Source organism: Aminobacter sp. Y103A (assembly GCF_030294925.1).
In the GTDB taxonomy this organism is placed as follows: domain Bacteria; phylum Pseudomonadota; class Alphaproteobacteria; order Rhizobiales; family Rhizobiaceae; genus Aminobacter; species Aminobacter ciceronei.
In genome coordinates, this window is sequence record NZ_AP017986.1 from 1307229 (window position 1) to 1327474 (window position 20246).

The window sequence follows — 20246 nt, forward strand, 5'->3', positions numbered from 1 at the left end:
ATGAGTGAGGCCAATAATCAGCTCTCACTAGTGGAAGTAGGTGAGAGAATTCGGATCGCGCGTGAAAGTGCGGGCAAAACCCAGGCAGAGGCTGCAGAGGCAATCGGTGTGGCACGCACTACCCTAGTTGCGATGGAAAAGGGTACGCGGCGCGCAAAGATCGGGGAGCTGCAGAGGCTGGCAGGGTTCCTAGACACGAACACCAACGCGTTGCTCCGCAAGGAAGCGGTCCACGTCGAGCTAACGCCAAGATTTAGGAAGCTGACCGAAAACGAAGAGCCATCGGTTGCGAAAGCCGCCGACCTTTTGGCGCAACTCGTAAGGGCTGAGGTTGAGCTTGAGGCTCTGCTCGGTGTCGAATATGCGCGCAACCTGCCGCCTGAAAGACGCATCCTTGTTGGCGACGTTCGCCAACAGGCAGAACAACACGCTTTGGAACTTCGCCATTGGCTCGGTCTTGGGCTTGCGCCGATCGCAGATATAGTCACTCTGCTCGAGCTGCAGATGGGTGTCCGTGTTTACGCTCGACGCCTAGCGGCGAAAATCTCCGGCTTGTTCGCCTATGATGAAAAGGTGGGTGCCTGCATACTTTTAAATGCGAACCATCCAATCGATCGGCGCACTCAGACGGCCGCACATGAGCTTGGTCATTTAGTAGCTACGCGCGGAGACGCAGAGGTCTATGAGATCGACGAACTGGAGAGTTCGCGCGAGGAAAAATATGCCAATGCCTTCGCAAGGAGCTTCTTGACGCCGGCGCAGGCTGTTCGGCAGAAATTTGCTGAAGTTACGGCGGGTGCTACGAGCCTCACTCGCCGGCACGTGATCGTTCTTGCCCACTATTTCCATGTTTCGCGCGAAGCGCTTGTCCGGCGCCTTGAAGAGCTCCAACTTACGAAAAGAGGAACTTGGGATTGGTTCGTTCAGAACGGAAACATTACGGATGAGCAAGCACAGCAAGTGTTAGGTGACGTTTCGAGGAGTGATAGCCTGAAAGACGACGCGGCCAGACCAGTGTCGCTGAAGACAGGCCTGATGGCATATGAGGCGGCAAAGCGGGGGCTCCTTAGTGAGGGGCAAATTGCACGGCTCCTTCATATCGACCGGATCCAGGTGCGCGTTTTGCTAAGTGATATTGATGCCGAGGAAAGTGGGGCCAATGCGGCGACCTCAATTCTCCGGTGATCTTCCACCGAACCTAGTTGCTGACACCAGCGTCATTATTAATCTCAATGCCACTGGCGCTGCGCATGAGATCATTCGGTCACTGAATGTCAAGCTGAGTGCAAGTACGGTCGTGAGAGATGAGCTCATCCATGATCGGATTAGCGGGCGCAATGACGCCGACCTCGCTCAACGGCTGGTACAGGATGAATTGCTGCAGTTTGCTGAGTTTGACGAAAAGAGCGGGGCGATATTTGAAAGCCTGGTCAGTGGCACCGCGGAGACGACTCTGGATGACGGTGAGGCGGCGACATTGGCCCTCGCCGTATCGTCTCAGGGATTGGCAATCATTGATGAACGCAAAGCAATTCGCATCGCCACTCATCGCTTTCCAACTCTCCAGCTGCTCGCCACGGTGGACCTTTTGCGACTTGATCGCGTCCTTTTAGCGCTCGGAAACGAACGTCTCGCAAAGGCCGTGATAAGCGGCCTGAAGGATGCACGGATGGCAATCCCGGAGCGACACCATGGTTGGATTGCAGACCTTCTTGGTGACCAGATTGTCGAGTGCCGGAGCTTGCCAGCGGCACTGCGCCGAGCACCGGCCTGATCGCTTCCCAGCTTCCGTTTGCTCTCTTTGCGGTCTCAGACAGACAGTTGGGCATCGCGAAGCAAGAGATCGTCTTCGACCATCGCGGAGAAAACGCCGAATCTTCAAGCTCTTCGGCCCGGAGCCGAGGCTGTGACTGCAGGGTTGTGGTTCGACTTCTTTCAAGACCAACTTCAAGGGTTAGTATCTGGAATCACGAAAGCCGGCCGTCCTCGCCTGCGTACCGGACCCTCGGGGTGGCTCGCCAACGCCCGGGTCGGTAGACGCGCGGTCGATACCGACTTGCACTCGAGGAGGGTCTTTCCGACACCGTGCTCGTAGAGCGCCGAAATCGCGGCATCGAGGTCCGCTCCAGACGCTAGGCCAAGACCGTTATGCGTGGCATAGTCCAGGATCTCGTTGCGGCTACGCGCAATACCCTCTGCCAGGTAGTTGGCAAGCCGAGGCGTGAGCTGCTGCCGCCAATCGAACAGGATGCGCAAGGTGCGCGCAAGCGTGCCGATGTAGTGGGGGTTGGCCTCGAGATTGATATCGACGATGCCATGCTCGATGCTCGCCCAGAATCGCTCGGACCGGGTGATCTCCAGCGTGCGGCAGTGGAACAGGACTGCATCACAATCGAAGAACGTGGTTTTGACTAGGTCAGTCAGCGAGTGGACCGCGACGTAGTCATTGCTGGCCGCCCATGTCGTCTGCAAGGCCCAGACGTCAAAGTCGAAGCGGCCATACTTCAAGCGATACCCGCCGAACCGATTACGCTCACCGCCCAATTGCCCGAGCAGCGCCGCCAATGCTCCAGGGACGGCGTCAACCACGACATCGACATCCGACCTGAAGGAATTGCGGCCGTCGCGGGCGAAATCGCGTGGCAGGCCGCCGAAGATCGCACAATCCCCGACCGGACTCAGACGGTCGATAAGATCGCCGATATCGTGCCCTTGCGGCCCTCGGATGAAGTCGGCAATGTCCGAGCTGAGACCGTGGTCCAGCATATGCTGCGATGTGGTCATGCCGCGCCCCGTGCCCGCAGATCTTTCAGCAGCGAGATCGCGAAGCCGTCCGTCATGCCCGACACCATGTCCGTCATCAGCTGCAGTTCACGATAGCGGATAGGCATGCGGTTGTCCGAAGCCTCAGCGACGCGGCGGTAATTCTCCGAAATTCGGGAATAGACATAGCTGTGAAGGGGCGATGTTCGCTTCGAGGCGATATCCAGCGGATCTTTCCGGTTGGTGATGGCTGCCCAGAAGATGTCCATGAGTCCGTGAATCGTCTGATGGCCCGTCAGTTCAACCTCAAGCACCTGGCGGTGCGGGTAGATGTGCTTGCCGGCGAATTCCTTGAGCAAACGCCATAGGCGTGCCGCTTTGGACACTGCCATCAGTTCCTTGTCGAACGTGCCGGCCATAATTGCGTCCAGGTTTGTCACGAACGCATCTGTCGCTGCGACGATCATCACACCAATCGCGTTGACCCGAAACATCTGCATTGTGATGTCGTCAAGCTCTGCCGCCGACAGGGATTTCTCACGGAATTCTTGGTGCTGCTCCTTGGCCTTCTCGACTACCTTGAGAACGGCCTCGTCCTCCTCTGCCTTGTGCGTCAGGTAGCCGACGAGACGGTCGAAATTGATGAGCCCCTTCTTCGCGGCATCTTCAACATCGACGACGGAGTAGGCGATGTCGTCACAGGCTTCCATGACGAAGGTAAGCGGGTGCCGAATACCTTCAGCAAGCCCGGTTTCAGCCCAGACTTCCCTGGCGATGTTGGCTTCTGACTGGAAGAAGTTGAACTTCTTGCGAGCCAGCACCGACTTGTTCACCTTATCTGAAGGACTGGGGTATTTCATTAGAGCCGCGAGGAACGCGTAGCTCATGTTGAGTCCGAAGTCATCGTTGACGATCTGCAGCCGGGTTAGCAGCCTGAATGCTTGAGCGTTTCCTTCGAACCGAAGGAAATCTTCGCGCAATGCGGCACCATCCAGCCCTTCAAAGATCTCTGGTCCCTTGGACTTCACCCAAGATTGGATCGCATCCTCACCTTGGTGACCAAAGGGCGGATTGCCCAGGTCGTGGGCCAGCCCGATCGCTTCTAGCAGGGCAGGGACATTACGCCCGGCATTTACGGCTTCGGGCAAATTCAACTTGTCGGGATAGACGTGGACCAGCGCGGTACCGAAGCTGCGTGCCATGTTAGCTACTTCATGGCTATGGGTCAGGCGCGTCCGCACGCTGTCATGGGGGTCCAGTGGAAAAACCTGCGTTTTGTCCTGCATGCGTCGAACAGGTGTCGAGAACAGAATGCGGTCATGATCGCGCTCCAGCTCGGTCCGGTGTTCGGCGGTTTTGGCGGAGCGCTCGGCGGCCTTGCCCTTGGCCTTATCCTTGCGCCGTTGCGCATTGAGCAACTTTTCCCAATTTAGGTCAGCCAATGTCCGTCGCCCCCCGTCTTCGCTCCGGTATCGGCTCGGTGCTACGATTCGTCAATTGGCAGAACCTTGTTGCTGGAAAAACCACGCTAACAATGATCAAGCACAAACCATCATTGGCTCTCCAGCCAATTGGCGCGTCAAGTCCTATCAGTGATGTTCTTTATTTGTTCTAAATCAGAATAATCGTAGGGTCAACGGTACCCGCCGCGCTTAGCCCATTAGTCGACTTCTTCCGCGATGTGGCCTGTCATGTTCTGGCATCGAAAGTCTGGTGGGGAATCGCAAATGGGTGATGACTCCGATAGGGTCGTCAGACGAATGGCGGCTTCTTGCTGCTGAGCCGAAAGCCGACTTCCACATGGCCCGACAGTGCCGCAATACTGATCCTTCGATACGCGAATGACTTCTGGGGCAGAGAGCAAAGACGGTGCTTTCGGGCTCGATGTTCGCGTTATGTGCTTAGAAAGTCGTATAAAGGGCAGTGTGGAACTTCAGTGCTGCCTCGGCTGCCCTGCGCGCTCGACGTTTTGGTCGATCTGTCATCGCCGAACTACAGCGGGGGCGGCCCCGTCCATAGCGTGCTGTCTTGCGATTGGTCGAGCTCGCCAAGAACATGCGAAGGGAGTACAAGACCGGGATGCGCGAGGGGAGCGTTGCTTCACGAGCCATGCTCGCCTGGCTGACGCGCGATCGCTTGCCGGAGAAAGCGTCGCAGGAGCGACGCGTCAGGGAGCATTCCCGGCGCTGACCATGCCGCGGATCGCCTTCACGCTAGAAACCGCGTTTCAGGGGCACATTGGCACCATAGGGTCAGACCCCAAGCCTGGTTACGCGTCAGGACCTCGTATCTATTTCACCCACTTGCGTACGCGGTGCACGATCTCTGATGTTGAGATCCCGTAGCGGTCGTGAAGTGTCGGTAGCGCGCCGGCGTCGAGAAATTCGTCGGGCAGTGCGATCTGGCGGAAGACAGGGGTCACGCCCTCGCGCATCAGCAGGCCAGCGACACCTTCGCCCAACCCGCCGATCATCGTGTGGTTCTCCGCAACGACCACCATCCGTCCAGCCCGGCGCGCGGCGGCAAGGATTGCGTCCGTATCGAGCGGCTTGATGGTCGGCACGTGCAGCACCGCGCAGTCGATGCGGTTCGCTTCAAGCGCCTTCGCGGCCTCCAGCACGCGCATGGTCATCAGCCCGCTGGAAATGAACAGCACATCCGCACCGTCGCGCAGCAGCCGCGCCTTGCCGATCTGGAATGTGTAATCATATTCGTCGAGCACGACGGGGACCTTGCCCCGCAACAGCCGCATGTAGACCGGCCCCTTGTAGTCCGCGATCGCCTCCGTGGCCTGTTCGATGTCGAGCGCGTCGCATGGATCGATGATCGTCAGGTTCGGCATGCCGCGGAAAATCGCGATGTCTTCCGTCGCCTGGTGGCTGGGGCCGTAGCCGGTGGTCAATCCCGGTAGCTGCGCGATCGGGCCTGCGGCCCCAGCCTTGACCGTCACTGCGCGCGGCAGCCAGAGCGAAATAGGTCGGGACGAGGAGATGGTCGCCAATCGGCCGAACTAGGAGATGGTCGAAATGAAGTAGGAGCTGGCTTGACAATCATCGCCCCATACAAGTGTAGCTCGGCCTTTGATCCGAAACAGCAATTCCTGTAATTCCCAAGCGCGGTCCGGATCATCGAGGACCGCAAGGGACCGGGTGTCGCCGATTTCCGTGATGAATTGCAATGCTGTGGCGAGATCCTCATGGAGGTCAGGCCCGAGCGCCTCGTCCCTCTGCCACATCCAGGCTTCCGGTCCACCACAATCCTCAGGCGGACAGTTGCCGTCGCCGCCCGTACACGCCGGATAGTGAGCTCCGGGTTTGACAGGCCGGCGCTGCTCTAGCCGGACCTCGTGCTCCCAAGGGAAGTTGAGGTCGTACTCGTACAGGAACCGGCTGCCGTTACGCAGTTGCGTGCGGCCAACCATGCTTCATCGGAGTATGACGCGGCGGTAGCCGGTTTTCGGTTGTGCAATAGGTTTGGCAAAATTGAGCAGCAGTGAAATCGTTAGCGAAGAATCGTGCCCTTCGTAGCGTCTAAACCTAAACAACACATGACATTTCGACGTTTGAAATCGGGAAGTAAAAGCGACAATCGTGGCGGGGAACGTTAAACAAGTTGGCGATCGGGTCGTGTACGGAAACGAAAGGCTGAAGATGTCGCGCTGACTTGAAGCGCTTCATGATCCTCTCCCGCCGCGGGCCGGGTTGATGAGAGTTCTCCGCCCGATTGTTCGGGCCCTGTGCGAGCGATGCTCGACGCTTGGCATGATCTCCCGCTTCGCCGCACCGTAGGATCGAAGCTTGTCGGTGATCATCACACGCGGCGAACGGCCTTGGCCTTCAGAAGCTTTCGTATCAAGCGCTTTGCCGCCTTGACATTGCGACGGCTTTGCACCGACACGTCGAGAACAAACCCGTCCTGATCAACGGCGCGCCAAAGCCAGTGTTTCTTTCCACCGATGGTGATGGCAACTTCATCGAGATGCCATGTGTCGCCGAGCTTGCCGGCCGATCACTTCCGGATATCATTTGGCAAAGTGTCTGCCAAATTTTTCAGCCCAAAGTCGCACGGTCTCTGGCGAGAGACGATGACGCCACGAGCTGCCGGCATATCCTCGACCATCCGCAGGCTGAGCGGAAACCGGAAATAGAGCCAAACGGCACGGGCAATCACCTGCGCCGGAAATCGGTGGCGACGATAATCACGGGAAAATCTGGTCATGCCGCCAGATCCCACATTTTGATCGATGCCCGGTTAACGTTACGGTGCCCGTCAGCTTGTCGTAAGCCAACCCGCCTAGCATGGGTCATCCAGATGACACTGAAGGTTAAGCGCCCGTCTCGCGTATCCCGTCCCTTGGCGATCAGAAACTCCACTACAGGTGAACGGCTATGGGAATTTGCATCTCCAAATCCTCCGGATCGACTCGACATGCCACATATGACACGGAAGAGTCGCAAGGCAGACAGGCGCCCTCCCGGAGCCGGCACCCTTGACGGAAGCAGAGGAGGGATTCTCCGCAGAATCTCGACTCGATGAGCCGCTGCGCGGATTGGCGCAGGACTTTGACGATACAGTTTGATGCGAGGCTAGTGTGGACCAGCGAAAAATTACATCCCGTGTAACAGCTTTGCCGCAGGTGCAGGACGCCGGCTTGGAAGAGGGGCAAGCGGTCCAGGCCCGGCAAGTGGGCTTTGAGCAGCACCTTGCCGAGGCCCGGAGGCTGTTCGATCAAGCTGACGAGTCGCCAACCAATCCAGAGGAGCTTCTGCGACTGGAACAGGGGTTCCGCGAAGTGCTTCAGCGACGGCAGGATGATCAAGTGGCCGAGGCGCTCCGGCCGCTGTTCGATGATCGAGCTGACGAGCCGCCAGCCAATCCAGAGGAGCTTCTGCGACTGGAACAGGGGTTCCGCGAAGTGCTTCAGCGACGGCAGGATGATCAAGCCGTCTCGTCTTTTTTCAGCGACCCAGGGATGCCCGCTGGACCGGGTGACCACAACAGCATCGTGACGGACGCTTTCGCAGCGGCCGGCTCTGGGCACGCCGGAGTTGAGGCCGCCGCCCCGCCAGTCTTGGCTGCCAGCCAACAGCAGATCCGGCCCTCGCCGGATGCGCTTGACCAGGGCAACCACCTGCCACCCCAGGGGGGCATCATCAACAATGAACATTCGACGGCGCCGTTGCGGCCAGCGAAGAGGCAGAGGGCCGTGGATAGGCCGCAAGCCGTCGCCATTCAGCAGCAGCTGAGCGAAATCGGCAATTCAGGCGGCCGCGTGCCGATACAGCCCCCCACGCAGCAGTTGGGTGAATTGCCATTGCAAGGGGTACCGGTTCAAGGGACAGGGTCCGAACACATCGGAAGGCTGCATGCGGTGGCCGCGCCCTCAGCAAGGTCCGAGGCGCCCCCGGCTGCGATCGAGGACTCCATAAACGTTTCGTTCGCCGTCCCCAAAGACTTTTCCCATGGGACTCAACGCGTCCCAGACGCGATGCTCCCTTTCTTGGACCGCCCTGGCCCCTTGCCGGATGCTGGCCAAGCGCGGCAAGCGGGCTTTGAGCAGCACGTGGCCGAGCCGCGCCGAGCCGACCCGGTTGCGAGTGGCGCCCGTGCTTCCCGCTATCACCATCTGTCCGACGAACACCGGGACCTTATTGATAGAGCGATCGCCCACTCCCAGGAAAAATATAGCGAGACCACGGCCCGAAAATACACGTTTGCACTTAGCCGGTTGGCGAATGATCTCAGCGCTCGTGGCCAAGCAATCGATCTAAGAAATCACAAATCCCTGGTCGATCACGTCGGTGCTTTCTTTCCGAAAGACGTTGATATGAAGAGCGCTTTGAAGGCCCTGCGTGCGTATCATGAGCCGGGCTATTCAGCGACTGCTGGCGGCCCTGCTGCCAGCTATCCCCATCTGTCCGCCGAACACCGGGACGTTATTGACAAGGCGATCGACCGCGCTGCGGCTCAGCAAAACCAGAGCGCGGACACGCTGCGAATATACTCGAATGCGCTTCGCCGATTGGCGAATGATCTCGGCGCTCGTGGCCAAGCGACTGATCTAAAAAATCACCAATCCCTGGTCGATCACCTCGATACTTTCTTTCCGAATGACCAGAACATTAAAACGGCGTTGAACGTCCTACGTGCGTATCATGATCCGGGCAATGCAGCGACTGGCTGGTGGCCAGCGGCGGTGCCGTCAAAGGCAGATGCGCGTATCCTGGAAAAATTAAGCAGTGACAGCGGGTTGGCCTTAAGCACCCGTGTCGTCTATGGTCGTCTTCTTCGCAGATTTTCTGAGGAGCTCGAGAATCGGGGCCAGACGATCTCTGGGCTGGATCACAATTCGCGGACCGAACTCGCCGAGGCGTTGTTTCCAGGCAACAAGAAACTCCGCTTCGCGCTGCAGCGGGTTCACAATGCGGAGGTTCCCGAGGCCTTGCGGCCGCTGTTCGATAATCGAGCTGACAAGCCGACAACCAATCCAGAGGAGCTTCTGCGACTGGAACAGGGGTTCCGCGAAGTGCTTCAGCAGCGGCAGGGTGATCAAGCCGCCTCGTCTTTGTTCGGCAACCCAGGGATGCCCGCTGGACCGGAGGATCCTAACAGAAGCGTGTCGGACGCTTTCGCAAGCTCTGGGCACGCCGGAGTTGAGGCCGCCGCCCCGCCAGTCTTGGCTGCCAGCCAACAGCAGATCCGGCCCTGGCCGGATGCGTTTGACCAAGGCAACCACCTGCCACCCGAGCGGGTGATCATCAACAATGAACATGACACAGCGCTGTTGCGGCCAGCGGAGAGGCAGAGGGCCCTGAATACGCCGCAAGCCGCCGCCATTCAGCAGCCGCTGAGCGAAATCGGCAATTCAGGCGGCCGCGTGCCGATGCAGCCCCCCACGCAGCAGTTGGGTGAATTGCCATTGGAAGGGGTACCGGTTCAAGGGACAGGGTCCGAACACATCGGAAGGCTGCATGCGGGGGCCGCGCCCTCAGCAAGGCCCGAGGCACCCCCCGCTGCCATCGAGAACTCCATAAACGTCTCATTCGCCGTCCCCAAAGGCTTCTCCCATGGGACTCAACGCGTCCCAGACGCGATGCTCTCTTTCTTGGACCGCCCTGGCCCCTTGCCGGATGCTGGCCAAGCGCGGCAAGCGGGTTTTGAGCAGCACGTGGCCGAGCCGCGCCGAGCCGAACCTGTCGCGAGTGGCGCCCGTGCCACCGGCTATCGCCATTTGTCCGACGAACACCGCGACCTTATCGATAAGGCGATCGCCCACGCTGCGGCTCAGCAAAAATATAGCGAGAGCACGGTCCTAAAATACAGGTATGCACTTCGCCGATTGGCAAATGATCTCGGCGCTCGTGGCCAAGCGACTGATCTAAAAAATCACCAATCCCTGGTCGATCACCTCGATGCTTTCTTTCCGAAAAACGATGATATGAAGAGGGCGTTGAACGTCCTGCGTGCCTATCATGAGCCGGGCTATTCAGCGACTGTTGGTGCCCCGGCTAACCGCTATCCCCACTTGTCCGACGAACACCGGGACGTGATTGATAAGGCGATCGCCCATGCTGAGGCTCAGCAACACCATAGCGCGCCGACGCTCCGAATATACTCGAATGCGCTTCGCCGATTGGCGAATGATCTCGGTGCTCGTGGCCAAGCGACTGATCTAAAAAATCACCAATCCCTGGTCGATCACCTCAATACCTTCTTTCCGAAAGACACTGACATAAGGGATATAAGGCCGGCGTTGAACGTCCTGCGTGCGTATCATGAGCCGGGCTATTCAGCGACTGGCCGGTGGCCAGTGACGGTGCCTTCAAAGGCAGATGCGCATGTCTTGGAACAAGTGACCAGTGACAGCAGCTTGGCCCCAAGCACCCGTGTTGTCTATGGTCATAGTCTTCGCAGATTTTCTGAGGCGCTTGACAGGCGGGGCCGGACGATCTCTGGGCTGGATCATGATTCGCGGATCGAATTCGCCGAGGTGTTGTTTCCAGGCAACCATTATCTCCGCTGGGCGCTTGAACGGGTTCGCGATGCGAAGCCTGCGTCAGACAGGATCGTGGCGGACGCTTTGGCAGCGGCCGGCTCTGGGCACGCCGGAGTTGAGGCCGCCGCCCCGCCAGTCTTGGCTGCCAGCCAACAGCAGATCCGGCCTTGGCCGGATGCGCGTGACCAGGGCAACCTCCTGCCACCCGAGCGGTTCATCATCAACAATGAACATTCGACGGCGCCGTTGCGGCCGGCGGAGAGGCAGAGGGCCCTGAATACGCCGCAAGCCGCCGCCATTCAGCAGCAGCCGAGCGAAATCGGCAATTCAGGCGGCCGCATGCCGATGCAGCCCCCCATGCGGCAATTGGGTGAATTGCCATTGCAAGGGGTACCGGTTCAAGGGACAGGGTCCGAACACATCGGAAGGCTGCATGCGGGGGCCGCGCCCTCAGCAAGGTCCGAGGCGCCCCCGGCTGCGATCGAGGACTCCATAAATGTTTCGTTCGCCGTGCCCAAAGGCTTCTCCCATGGGACTCAACGCGTCCCAGAGGCCATGCTCTCTTCCTTGTACCATTATGGCCTCTTGCCGGACGCGGACAAGCCGGAATGGAACTACGAGATTAAAGGCCACGGCTACACCGCCCGGAGGCCAGAGGAGGGCAACGACGTTTGGCTCCTCCATCGCGGAGCGATAAGGGAAGCTGGAGCGGCAGCAGTACCGGCAAGGGCTCCGGGACCCGCCTTGCCAGCGACCGCCAGGCTCTCAGACACCCATCTCGGGGTTCCGTTGGTCGATCTGACCACCTCCTCCGATGCACACATCGAAGCCCTTCCGTCAGGCTCGTCCAATCTCCCCCGGGGGGCGGTGCTCGGGGCCACCCAACTGCTGGGCGACGAACATATCCAGAGGGATTACGAATTCCTCGAGCAGCAGCTGCAGCAGGCCGATCCAGCGCTCGCCGCCCGGACGCGGCTGGTCGATCCGTCGGTCTCCCATCTGCTGCGCCACATGGAGCAGCAAGACGCGCGAGGCACATTGCAGTCGATTTATAATCGAAACGCCGGCCCATCCGACTTCCTGTTCGTGCCAGTGAACGATGGGGTGGGTATTGACCGCGGCACCCATTGGTCGCTGCTCCTCGTAGATCGCCGCGATCCGGAAAGAGCGGTCGCCTATCACTACGACTCCATCCAGCAAAATGAACAGCGATACAACGACGCGCCTGCACGAAAGCTCGCTACAAGACTGGACGCGACCCTGGTAACACCCGACATGGCGCAGCAGAAAAACGCTGTTGACTGCGGCGTCTTCGTGGTGGACGGCACGCGCGAGCTGGTTCGTCGATTGGCGAACGAAGAGCGGCCAGACCAGCAGCTGCCGCTGCACCTCAACTACCTCGTCGCCGATCGGCAGGCGCTGCAAAACCGACTGAGAGAGGGGCGCTTGCCGCACGAGCTTGCCGCAAGCCCTGCCGAAGCTTTGGCAGCACCCGGGTCGCAGGTGCAACACGCCGCCTTGCAAGAGCAGCAAGCCAGACAGGTCGCGCCAGCGCCGTTGGAACGGCACTTGGGCAAGACGCGCGAGGCCGAGGACAAGCTGACGAGTACACTGGACAGGAGCAACCGCGTGAACAGCGGGGGCGTCGTCATCAACACTGAACGTTACACAGCGCCGTTGAGACCGGCGAAAAGGCAGAGGACTGACAATTCGCAAAGCCTCGCCATCGGGCGGCAGCCGAGCGAAGCAAACACAACGTCCATCGGCCAAGCCTCCGATCAAGCCCGAGCGGACCTAATGGCTTCCTCCAGAAGCAGAGAGCGCTCCGACGCGGGACGTTGAGCTCGATGGCTGGGATGAACCAGAACAGCTCTTTGCCGACGGAGAGGCTGATGCGATCTCCGGCCCGGTAGCTCTCGCCGTAATTGATCAGGCTGGCACTGTTGGAAGGCGATGTAGGCCTGGAACTCGCCGATTGGGGGTCAGGAACTTGCGCATGTTCGGCTAGCCTGTGTCGAGACTTTCCGCGTCGAGCTGCAGCTCGGCGATTTCGTCACAGATGCCATTTGATCCTGCGCAAGGTTGCAAGCAGGTCCTGTCCGGTCTGCTCGTCGTGGTTGTCGAGCCCTTGCACGAACTGGCGAAAAACCGTGATGCGCATGGTGATATGGAACCAGTCGAGGACATGCTCGCGCCGGTGCGATCATTTCCGCGAGCGAGCGGACTTCTTCCCCCCGTCGGTGATTAAGGTAATATCCTGATTGGCCCGGACGCCCTGCTTCTTGAGATGGTCGAGAATGCGCCGTTGCAGCTCGCGATCATAGCCGTGGACGAAACCGATGTAGCGCGGAGCGCCGTCTTCAGGCAGCGAGCGGCCTACGATCAGCTCGAATTTTCTTCCGGTCGTCACGGTGGCGGATGTACTCGGGAACCGGGCAGGTTCATCCAGTCGCGCGGGCTGCCGTACATTGCGCGCTTGAGGGTCTTGAGGCGGTTGATCTGACCTTCGGCCTGTCCGTTGCTCCAGGGCAGCTCGATGGCGTTGTTGTCGGAATGATGTCGGAGTCGATTGCATCGTCGATCTAGGGGGCCAGTGTTTCCGACCTCCTGCTCCGAAGGATACCGTTGAAGCGCATTGCCAAGGCGTCGCATCTCGGCGAATGCGTCAGATCCCTGCTTCAGGGCATCGACTTTCCTTGCTTGTCGAGGCGTCAGCAGGCCTCTTGGCTTTATGTACAGCGCCGCGGCAACAACTGGCGAAATCGCGTGGCCGGTATCCGGATCTCGAACGGGTCCCGAGCTGATCGCCATCGAAGGAACATCATCGGCGCGCACTCTTTCGGCCCGCCGCCAAGCTCCCAGCAGTCGCTCCAGATTGGAGAAGCTGCCGGTGTAGCCGCGCTGCTTGACATCATGAAAAAGATGCCGTCCGCAGCGGTTCCCTTACTTCCAGCATTGGGCAAGGAACGTTTCAAAGCACCATGGTGATGTGGGGTTCAATGCTGCTCGCCGCCTATCTGGTAGGATAGACCCTCCTGGCGTAAGGACTATGCGCGAGACGGGCACGCCGGCGATGTGTCGCAGCGTCGACAATAGCGTCCTCGGACAGGATGGGTCTTCCTGAAGCACGTCCACTAAGGCTCATCTGTTCCTCGATTGCCGTACGAAGATTCTGGACCAGATGAAACCGGTCGGCCACCTGGTGAGCCTGCGGTGCGCCTTCACGGACGGCCTGCGCATACAGGCGGCAGCGGTCTCGGCTGACGACCTCGACGGAGGGATGATTCCGCAGCCACCTGGCTGCGCTATCGACACTCCGATCATGGCCTAATCGGCCCCAAGCTGCGATTTTGGCCAAGTTGTGGAACGTTGCCGGAACGGATTGACCGGTATGGCGTCGGCGCTTGAGAATTCACTCTTGGAAGAGGGAGTGGATGTATGGGTTTGCGCGTTTCGCTCGAGGTGTTGACCGGGGCGTGGAGCCTCTCTTTTGCCGACATCGACTTTTTGAAGGTCAAGGCGGCCGGGTCGAGGCTTGGACTGGCGGTTCAACTGAAGTTCTTCGCCGCGAACGGATATTTCACCACCGCGGCGGCTGAGGCCCCCGATGACGCGGTTTCGTATCTGGCCGAGCAGCTTGGCGTCAGCAAGGCAGATCTCTGCCGGTATGATTTTTCGGGGCGTTCAGGGCGGCGCCATTGCGCCGAGATTTAGCGCCATCTTGGTTTCCGCCGGATGAAGCGGGCGGATCGAGCCGCACTTGCGAGCCGGATAGCGACGGAGCTTTGCCCTGGGGGAGCATCGGTCGCAGCGATGATGGAGGCTGTTTTTCTGTTGTGCCGGGATCGCAAGATTTTCGGTCCGTCGCGCAAGGAGATGGAGCGGATAGTGCGCTCCCAGCGGCAACGCTTTCTGGAATCCTTTCTTGGCGGTGTTGCGGATCGGCTTCGCCCGGAAACGGTCGCGCTGATGCAAACATCGCTGGCCGATCCAGATAGCCCGACCGGGTTCCATACGATCAAAGGAGATGCGGGTGCAGCCACGCTGGACAACATGCTTGCCCTGGCTGATCGGCTTGCCTTCATCAAGAAGCTGGATTTACCGCGGGATCTTCTATCCGCTGCCGGCAAGACCTGGATCGATCAGATCGTTCGGCGGGTCGGCGCCGAAAAAGCGTCGGAGATGCGCCGCCACGCCCCGAGGCGGCAACTGGGGCCTCCATACCGTTTTCCTGATGATGCGGGAAACACAGATCATCGACGGCATGATCGACCTGCTGGTGGAGACCATCCACAAGATCGGGGTGCGTTCGAAGCGCAAGGTGGTGGGCGGCATCGCGCGTGACATCGAGAAGGTTTACGGCAAGGAGCGGCTGCTGGTCGATATCGCGGGTGCCACGATCGAGGCGCCGGGTGGCCGGGTCTGCGATGTGATCTTTCCGGTAGCGGGCAAGGAGAAGCTTGCGGCGATCGTCAAGGAGCATCGGGCGAAGGGCACGCTCGAACGGCGCATCTACCAGGTTATGCGTGGATCCTATGCCGGTCACTATCGAAGAATCCTGCCGAAGCTTCTTTCGGTTCTGGAGTTTCGTTCGAACAATGCCGTGCATCGGCCCGTGCTTGGGGCGTTGGACTGGATCAGGCGGGCCTTCGAAACCGGTTGCCGCGTGGTGCCGCGGAACGGGGTGCCGATCGAAGGCGTCATTCCGCCGAAATGCCGCGGCGCGATCATCGGCAAGGACGGACGCATCAACCGGATCAGCTATGAACTGTGCGTGCTCAGTCAGTTGGCCGGCGCTTCATCCATCGGGATGCGCTGGAGGCGGCCTGCGGACGTGTTGCCAATGCGACGCTGGCAATCCGCAACACCGCCATCTGGGGCGAAGCCGGCACGGCTTGTGCCTCGGATTCCAAGAAATTCGGCGCCTGGGACGGCAACCTTATGACCGAATGGCATGTCCGCTATGGCGGTCGCGGCGTGATGATCTACTGGCACGTCGAAAAGGGTTCAACCTGCGTCTTCTCGCAACTCAAGCGGTGCTCGTCCTCGGAAGTTGCTTCGATGATCAAGGGCGTGCTTCGGCATTGCACCGACATGGAGATCCAGCGGCAGTATGTCGACAGCCACGGCCAGAGCTCGATCGGCTTTGCCTTCTGCCATCTGCTCGGGTTTGAACTGGCGCCACGCCTTAAGGCGATCGCCCGGCAGACGCTGGCGCTGCCGCATCCAGGCCTGCGCGCTTGCCCAATCTGCTTCCCATTCTTTCCAGCGTCATCAACTGGGAGGAGATCGAGCAGAATGCACAGCGGGTTAGCCGATCCCGAAGCGATCCTGCGCCGCTTCGCCCGCGCCGAGGTGATGCACCCGACCTATAAGGCACTCGCCGAACTCGGCCGGGCGATCAAGACGATCTTCCTTTGCCGGTATTTGCGCCACGAGAAATTCCGCCGCGAAATCCACGAAGGCCTGAATGTGATCGAGAACTGGAACAGCGCCAACAGCTTCGTCTTCTTCGGCAAGGGTGGCGAGATCGCCTCGAACCGGCTCGATGAGCAGGAGATATCGGTGCTGGCCCTGCATCTGCTGCAGGCGTCGCTTGTCTATGTGAACACGCGCATGATGCAGTCGGTGTTGAGCGAGCCGAAATGGTCGGCGCGGCTAACGCCGGAGGATTATCGCGGCCTGACGCCGCTGATACGGTCACGTCAATCCTTATGGCCGCTTCAACCTCGACCTGAACAGCAGGATCGATTTTGAGCAGAAACAAGCGGCGTGAAGCATCGAAGGGAATGGTAGAAATGCCTGTATCGAAGAAGCCCCGAAAGAAGGCAGTGGCGAAATCCAAGAAGCCGGAAAATGACAATGCTCTGCCTCCGATGCCGGACCGGCGCGGCATGGAGGGGTTCATGGCAGGTCTTTTCGGCGGAGGGCGTGGGAGCGACCCGACGGACGCTGCGCAAGACATCATGTATGAGGCTTGGGAAGCAACCAGTCGCAGCAAGCGTATTACGCTGGCCCGGAAAGCGCTTAAAGTCTCGCCGTTGTGCGCCGACGCCTATGTGCTGTTGGCCGAAGAAGAGGCGGGGTCTGTCGAGGAAGTGCTGGACTATTACCAGAAGGGCGTCGCGGCGGGTGAAGAGGCGCTGGGCCCTGACGGGTTTGAGGGATATGCCGGTCGCTTCTGGGGTTTTCTCGAGACGCGCCCCTACATGCGGGCGCGGGCAGGTCCTGCCGCGGTACTCTGGCGGCTTGGTCAGCACCAGGAGGCCATCGACCATTATCAGTCAATGCTCAAGCTCAATCCGAATGACAATCAGGGCATCCGCTACGTGCTGGCCGGGCATTTGCTGGCGCGCGACGATATCAAGGCCCTGAGGAAGCTTCTCAAACAGCACGAAGACGATGGCGCTGCTGCATGGCTCTACACGCGGGCACTTCTTGCCTTTCGTGAAAACGATCCGGGCGCCGGCAAGCTTGCCGAGGAGGCCTGGCTCGCGCACAGCCATGTGCCTGGCGTCCTTTCCGGCAAGCAGCCTTTGGTTGCTTCCATCGACGGCTATATCACTTTGGGGGGGGGGGGGGATGAGGCAGCTGACTACGTCGACGAAAACGGCCAGGCCTGGCAGGCCACGCCCGGTGCAGTCGCGTGGCTGGCGGAGGTTACCAGAAAGCTGAAACCACGACGACGGCGTAACTGACCACCGGAACCGATGGGCGTGTTCTAATTTGGGTATACCCGGCCTGAACACCCCCATGAACACGTCGCAACCGGAAAGCCTGTATATTTTGGGCTCAATCTTCGTTAATGAACAGAGCATCGCGCCGGCACACCCAAAATGAACAGTTGCATGACCCGCATCGGATACGCCCGCACCTCCACCACTGACCAGAACCTCGCCGCGCAGATCGTCGCGCTCAAGGCCGCCGGCTGCGAGGTCATTCGCGAGGAGCAGAAGAGCGGCTCTACCCTGGAAGGCCGTCCGCAACTCAACACCATTCTCGACTTCATTCATGCTGGCGAGACGCTTGTCGTCACCCGGATTGACCGCCTGGCCAGATCGCTGCGCGACCTGCAGATGATCGTGGACAAGCTCAAGACGAAGGGCGCGCATCTCTCCGCGACAGAACAACCTGTCGATACGTCGACCGCCGCCGGTAAGGCCTTCTTTGACATGCTTGGTGTCTCTGCCGAGTTCGAGACCAATCTGCGGCGCGAGCGCCAGGCGGAGGGAATCGCTGCCGCCAAGAAGCGCGGCACATACAAGGGCCGGCCGCCGAAAATCGACCGCGACACGATCCAGCAAAGGCTTAAACAGGGTCAGGGCCCAACACAAATCGCCCGCGATCTCGGCGTCTCACGCGGTACTGTCTATCAGGTGAGGAAGGGCAAATGACGAAGGGCAGGCTCATAACCCGTCTGACGCCAGCGACATGCGAAGAGATCCAGACCCGCATGCTCGAAGTCTGCCAGAAGATCGCTGAGGACCACGGCCTGGTCATCGAGGGCGCCGGATGGCGCGGCACGGATACCGGCTTCTTCTTCGAGCCCGTGTTCCGCGTCAGCATTCCCGCTTCCGACGGCACCGCATTCAATCTCGAAAAAGACAGGTTCGAGTTCTTGGCAGAGCACTTCGGATTGGCCCCTTCGGACTTCGGACGCGAGTTCCGCACCGGAAGCGAGCGATTCCGGATCACCGGCATCGATCCAAAGCGGCCACGCTACCCGATCTCCGCTGAGCGAATTCCCGACCGCAGAGGGTTCAAATTTGCCGCCGAAAACGTCGAGCAGATGCAAGCTCCCACCCCGTCGTTGTCCGCGCCGCAGCGCGGCGCACAGCCCAGCTCGTCGCAGGAGCTTCCCGCAACCCCAGCTACGCCGAGCTCGGGAGCTTGGGATGGGGACAGGCTTAGGGAGCAGACACAACAACCCGAGTCATCATCGTCAGCCGACGCTGCGGCGTCAAACATGTACGACCGCCTTGACCCAGTGCTTGATCCGAATGCGCTCACAGTGGCTAAGTTGAGCAGCGATGCGCAATCTGTGCTGGCGCCTGGCGTTGCTAGACCGCGTTCGTTCGTTGGGCCAGCAGGCCCCCCCGACCTACAGGACATTGGACCTATCGTCGGTAAGGGCTGGCGCCACGGCTCCCAACCGGCCTCGAAGATCCTGATCGAGGAACTGGGTAAGATCAATCTGCTGCCGAACCAGTTCGGCCCAGCCCAGTTCGCGATCAACAGAGAGCACTACTCCGCCACGTTGGGTCGGGAGGGCGCAGGGACGTTCGCCTCATCCATCATGCTCGCTCCGGGCAGATAAATGAAGCTGGTCCGTCACGTCAGCCGCCGCGTCTGGAGGCCGGAGCACAGGTACCTGCCGGCTGGAGCACCGCGAGTGTTGGCTATCCGGTGCCATCCACCCCGAAGCTGCATGCTCATTATGCGCCCGCGCTTCCGAGCACATTCTCCGCTGATCAGATCGGGGCGTTGAAAGTCTCGTCCTCCGACCCGAGCGGGCGGACGCTCGGCGCCAGGGAATTCCTGGGCGATCAGCACATCCAAAGGGATTACGAGCTCCTGGGAGAGCAGTTGCAGGCGCGCGATCCAAATCTCGCTGCTCGGACGCGGCTTGTCGATCCCCTCATAGCCCATTATCATCTGCGCCTGGGCGAAGTGAGCGAGGCGCAGCGCGCATTTCGGCGCATCGTCCAAGATCCCAATCGTAATGACACCGCCACTTCCTGTTTCTGCCAGTGAGTGATGCTAGCCGTGCCGATCGTATGGCCCGCGGCACCCATTGGTCGCTGCTGCTCGTTGATCGCCGCAACCGGCAAAGCCCGGTTGCCTATCACTACGACTCCTACGAGGGAGGCAACGACCGCCAAGCTGCGATGCTCGCAACGCGGTTGGGCGCCAACCTGCAACAAGCGAGCATACGTCAGCAGGAGAACAAATTTGATTGTGGCGTTTTCGTCGTGGACGGCACTCGGGCCCTTATTGAACGATTGGTGAAGACGGACGGGCAACACATAGCAGATCTCAACGACCTCGTCCCCGATCGCCGGGATTTGCAAGGCCGACTCAGAAATTTTCCTGGCCGCGGTTGACGGCGACCAGAGCAGCTCTCGCGATCAGCGCTTGTCGCGGCGAGGCGGTCGCACGCAAGCAGGGCCAGCCATCTGGCTCGAAGCTCGACCCGCACGAACGCTTCATTCTTGGCCTGATTGAGGAGACGCCGGACATCACGCTTGCCGAGATCGCCGAGAGACTGGCGTCCGGGCACGGCGTGCGGGTTGTTCCTTCAACGGTGTGGATGTTCCTCGACAAGCGCGGCGTCACGTTCAAGACGTATGCCCGCCCGTCGGCAAGAGGTTTATTTCTGATGGCGGCTGGTCTGCATCAACGTATACGGCGTGTCGGCTGAGGGCCTGGGCCGGTAGCGCGACGCCGTTGCTGCGGAAGAATATTCTACACCGGCGCCCTTCCGAGC

General features: G+C 60.0%; 15 protein-coding genes and 4 pseudogenes. 12 read left to right on the top strand and 7 right to left on the bottom strand.

The window, feature by feature from the left end; genetic code table 11:
- On the top strand, positions 1-1185 hold the full coding sequence (locus Amn_RS06400) for a helix-turn-helix domain-containing protein (RefSeq protein WP_202323988.1): 1185 nt from the start codon (positions 1-3) through the stop codon (positions 1183-1185).
- On the top strand, positions 1160-1774 hold the full coding sequence (locus Amn_RS06405; protein ID WP_202323987.1) for a PIN domain-containing protein: 615 nt from the start codon (positions 1160-1162) through the stop codon (positions 1772-1774). Before Amn_RS06400 ends, Amn_RS06405 begins: the two co-directional genes overlap by 26 nt.
- 173 nt (positions 1775-1947) lie before the next feature.
- Here the strand turns inward: Amn_RS06405 and Amn_RS06410 are convergent, their stop codons facing one another.
- The 5 genes and pseudogenes from Amn_RS06410 to Amn_RS06430 form a co-directional block, all read right to left on the bottom strand.
- Positions 1948-2784: a hypothetical protein gene (locus Amn_RS06410; protein ID WP_202323986.1), complete on the bottom strand. Its 837-nt coding sequence runs from the start codon at positions 2782-2784 to the stop codon at positions 1948-1950.
- Positions 2781-4205 (bottom strand): dGTP triphosphohydrolase, encoded by a 1425-nt coding sequence (gene dgt, locus Amn_RS06415; RefSeq protein ID WP_202323985.1) that lies wholly within the window; start codon positions 4203-4205, stop codon positions 2781-2783. The genes Amn_RS06410 and dgt overlap by 4 nt, the downstream gene beginning before the upstream one ends.
- 848 nt (positions 4206-5053) lie before the next feature.
- A pseudogene (locus Amn_RS06420) lies at positions 5054-5683 on the bottom strand (transketolase family protein); the annotation flags it as partial.
- 90 nt (positions 5684-5773) lie between these two features.
- Positions 5774-6184: an IS1096 element passenger TnpR family protein gene (locus Amn_RS06425; protein WP_202323984.1), complete on the bottom strand. Its 411-nt coding sequence runs from the start codon at positions 6182-6184 to the stop codon at positions 5774-5776.
- A gap of 172 nt (positions 6185-6356) precedes the next feature.
- Positions 6357-6981, bottom strand: a pseudogene (locus Amn_RS06430) (IS6 family transposase); the annotation flags it as partial.
- A gap of 409 nt (positions 6982-7390) precedes the next feature.
- Between Amn_RS06430 and Amn_RS06440 the strand changes: the two are divergent.
- A complete protein-coding gene (locus Amn_RS06440; RefSeq protein ID WP_502874766.1) occupies positions 7391-12601 on the top strand; it encodes a Ulp1 family isopeptidase in 5211 nt (1736 codons plus the stop codon).
- Between the two features lie 46 nt (positions 12602-12647).
- Here Amn_RS06440 and Amn_RS06445 read toward each other — a convergent pair.
- Positions 12648-13213: pseudogene (locus Amn_RS06445) on the bottom strand (ISKra4 family transposase); the annotation flags it as partial.
- A gap of 6 nt (positions 13214-13219) precedes the next feature.
- Positions 13220-14081, bottom strand: a pseudogene (locus Amn_RS06450) (transposase); the annotation flags it as partial.
- A gap of 116 nt (positions 14082-14197) precedes the next feature.
- Between Amn_RS06450 and Amn_RS06455 the strand changes: the two are divergent.
- The 9 genes from Amn_RS06455 to Amn_RS06495 all read left to right on the top strand — a co-directional run bounded on the left by Amn_RS06455 (position 14198) and on the right by Amn_RS06495 (position 20180).
- On the top strand, positions 14198-14473 hold the full coding sequence (locus tag Amn_RS06455; RefSeq protein ID WP_010913953.1) for a DUF4158 domain-containing protein: 276 nt from the start codon (positions 14198-14200) through the stop codon (positions 14471-14473).
- A gap of 99 nt (positions 14474-14572) precedes the next feature.
- Positions 14573-15103, top strand: a complete 531-nt coding sequence (locus tag Amn_RS06460) for a hypothetical protein (RefSeq protein ID WP_286295219.1) — start codon at positions 14573-14575, stop codon at positions 15101-15103.
- A 426-nt stretch (positions 15104-15529) separates the two neighbouring features.
- On the top strand, positions 15530-16516 hold the full coding sequence (locus Amn_RS06465) for a Tn3 family transposase (protein ID WP_286295220.1): 987 nt from the start codon (positions 15530-15532) through the stop codon (positions 16514-16516).
- Positions 16513-17457 carry a hypothetical protein gene (locus Amn_RS06470; RefSeq protein WP_286295221.1) on the top strand — a complete coding sequence of 315 codons (945 nt, stop codon included), beginning with the start codon at positions 16513-16515 and terminating at the stop codon, positions 17455-17457. Before Amn_RS06465 ends, Amn_RS06470 begins: the two co-directional genes overlap by 4 nt.
- Positions 17458-17607: 150 nt before the next feature.
- Positions 17608-18153: a recombinase family protein gene (locus Amn_RS06475; protein ID WP_202308621.1), complete on the top strand. Its 546-nt coding sequence runs from the start codon at positions 17608-17610 to the stop codon at positions 18151-18153.
- Positions 18150-19076 carry a hypothetical protein gene (locus Amn_RS06480; RefSeq protein ID WP_286295224.1) on the top strand — a complete coding sequence of 309 codons (927 nt, stop codon included), beginning with the start codon at positions 18150-18152 and terminating at the stop codon, positions 19074-19076. Before Amn_RS06475 ends, Amn_RS06480 begins: the two co-directional genes overlap by 4 nt.
- Before the next feature lie 89 nt (positions 19077-19165).
- The gene (locus Amn_RS06485; RefSeq protein ID WP_010913959.1) at positions 19166-19513 is read left to right on the top strand and encodes a hypothetical protein; all 348 of its coding nucleotides are present in this window, start codon (positions 19166-19168) and stop codon (positions 19511-19513) included.
- Between the two features lie 23 nt (positions 19514-19536).
- The gene (locus Amn_RS06490) at positions 19537-19863 is read left to right on the top strand and encodes a Ulp1 family isopeptidase (protein ID WP_052292101.1); all 327 of its coding nucleotides are present in this window, start codon (positions 19537-19539) and stop codon (positions 19861-19863) included.
- Positions 19860-20180 carry a helix-turn-helix domain-containing protein gene (locus Amn_RS06495; protein WP_096453910.1) on the top strand — a complete coding sequence of 107 codons (321 nt, stop codon included), beginning with the start codon at positions 19860-19862 and terminating at the stop codon, positions 20178-20180. Before Amn_RS06490 ends, Amn_RS06495 begins: the two co-directional genes overlap by 4 nt.
- The last annotated feature ends 66 nt before the right edge of the window (positions 20181-20246 follow it).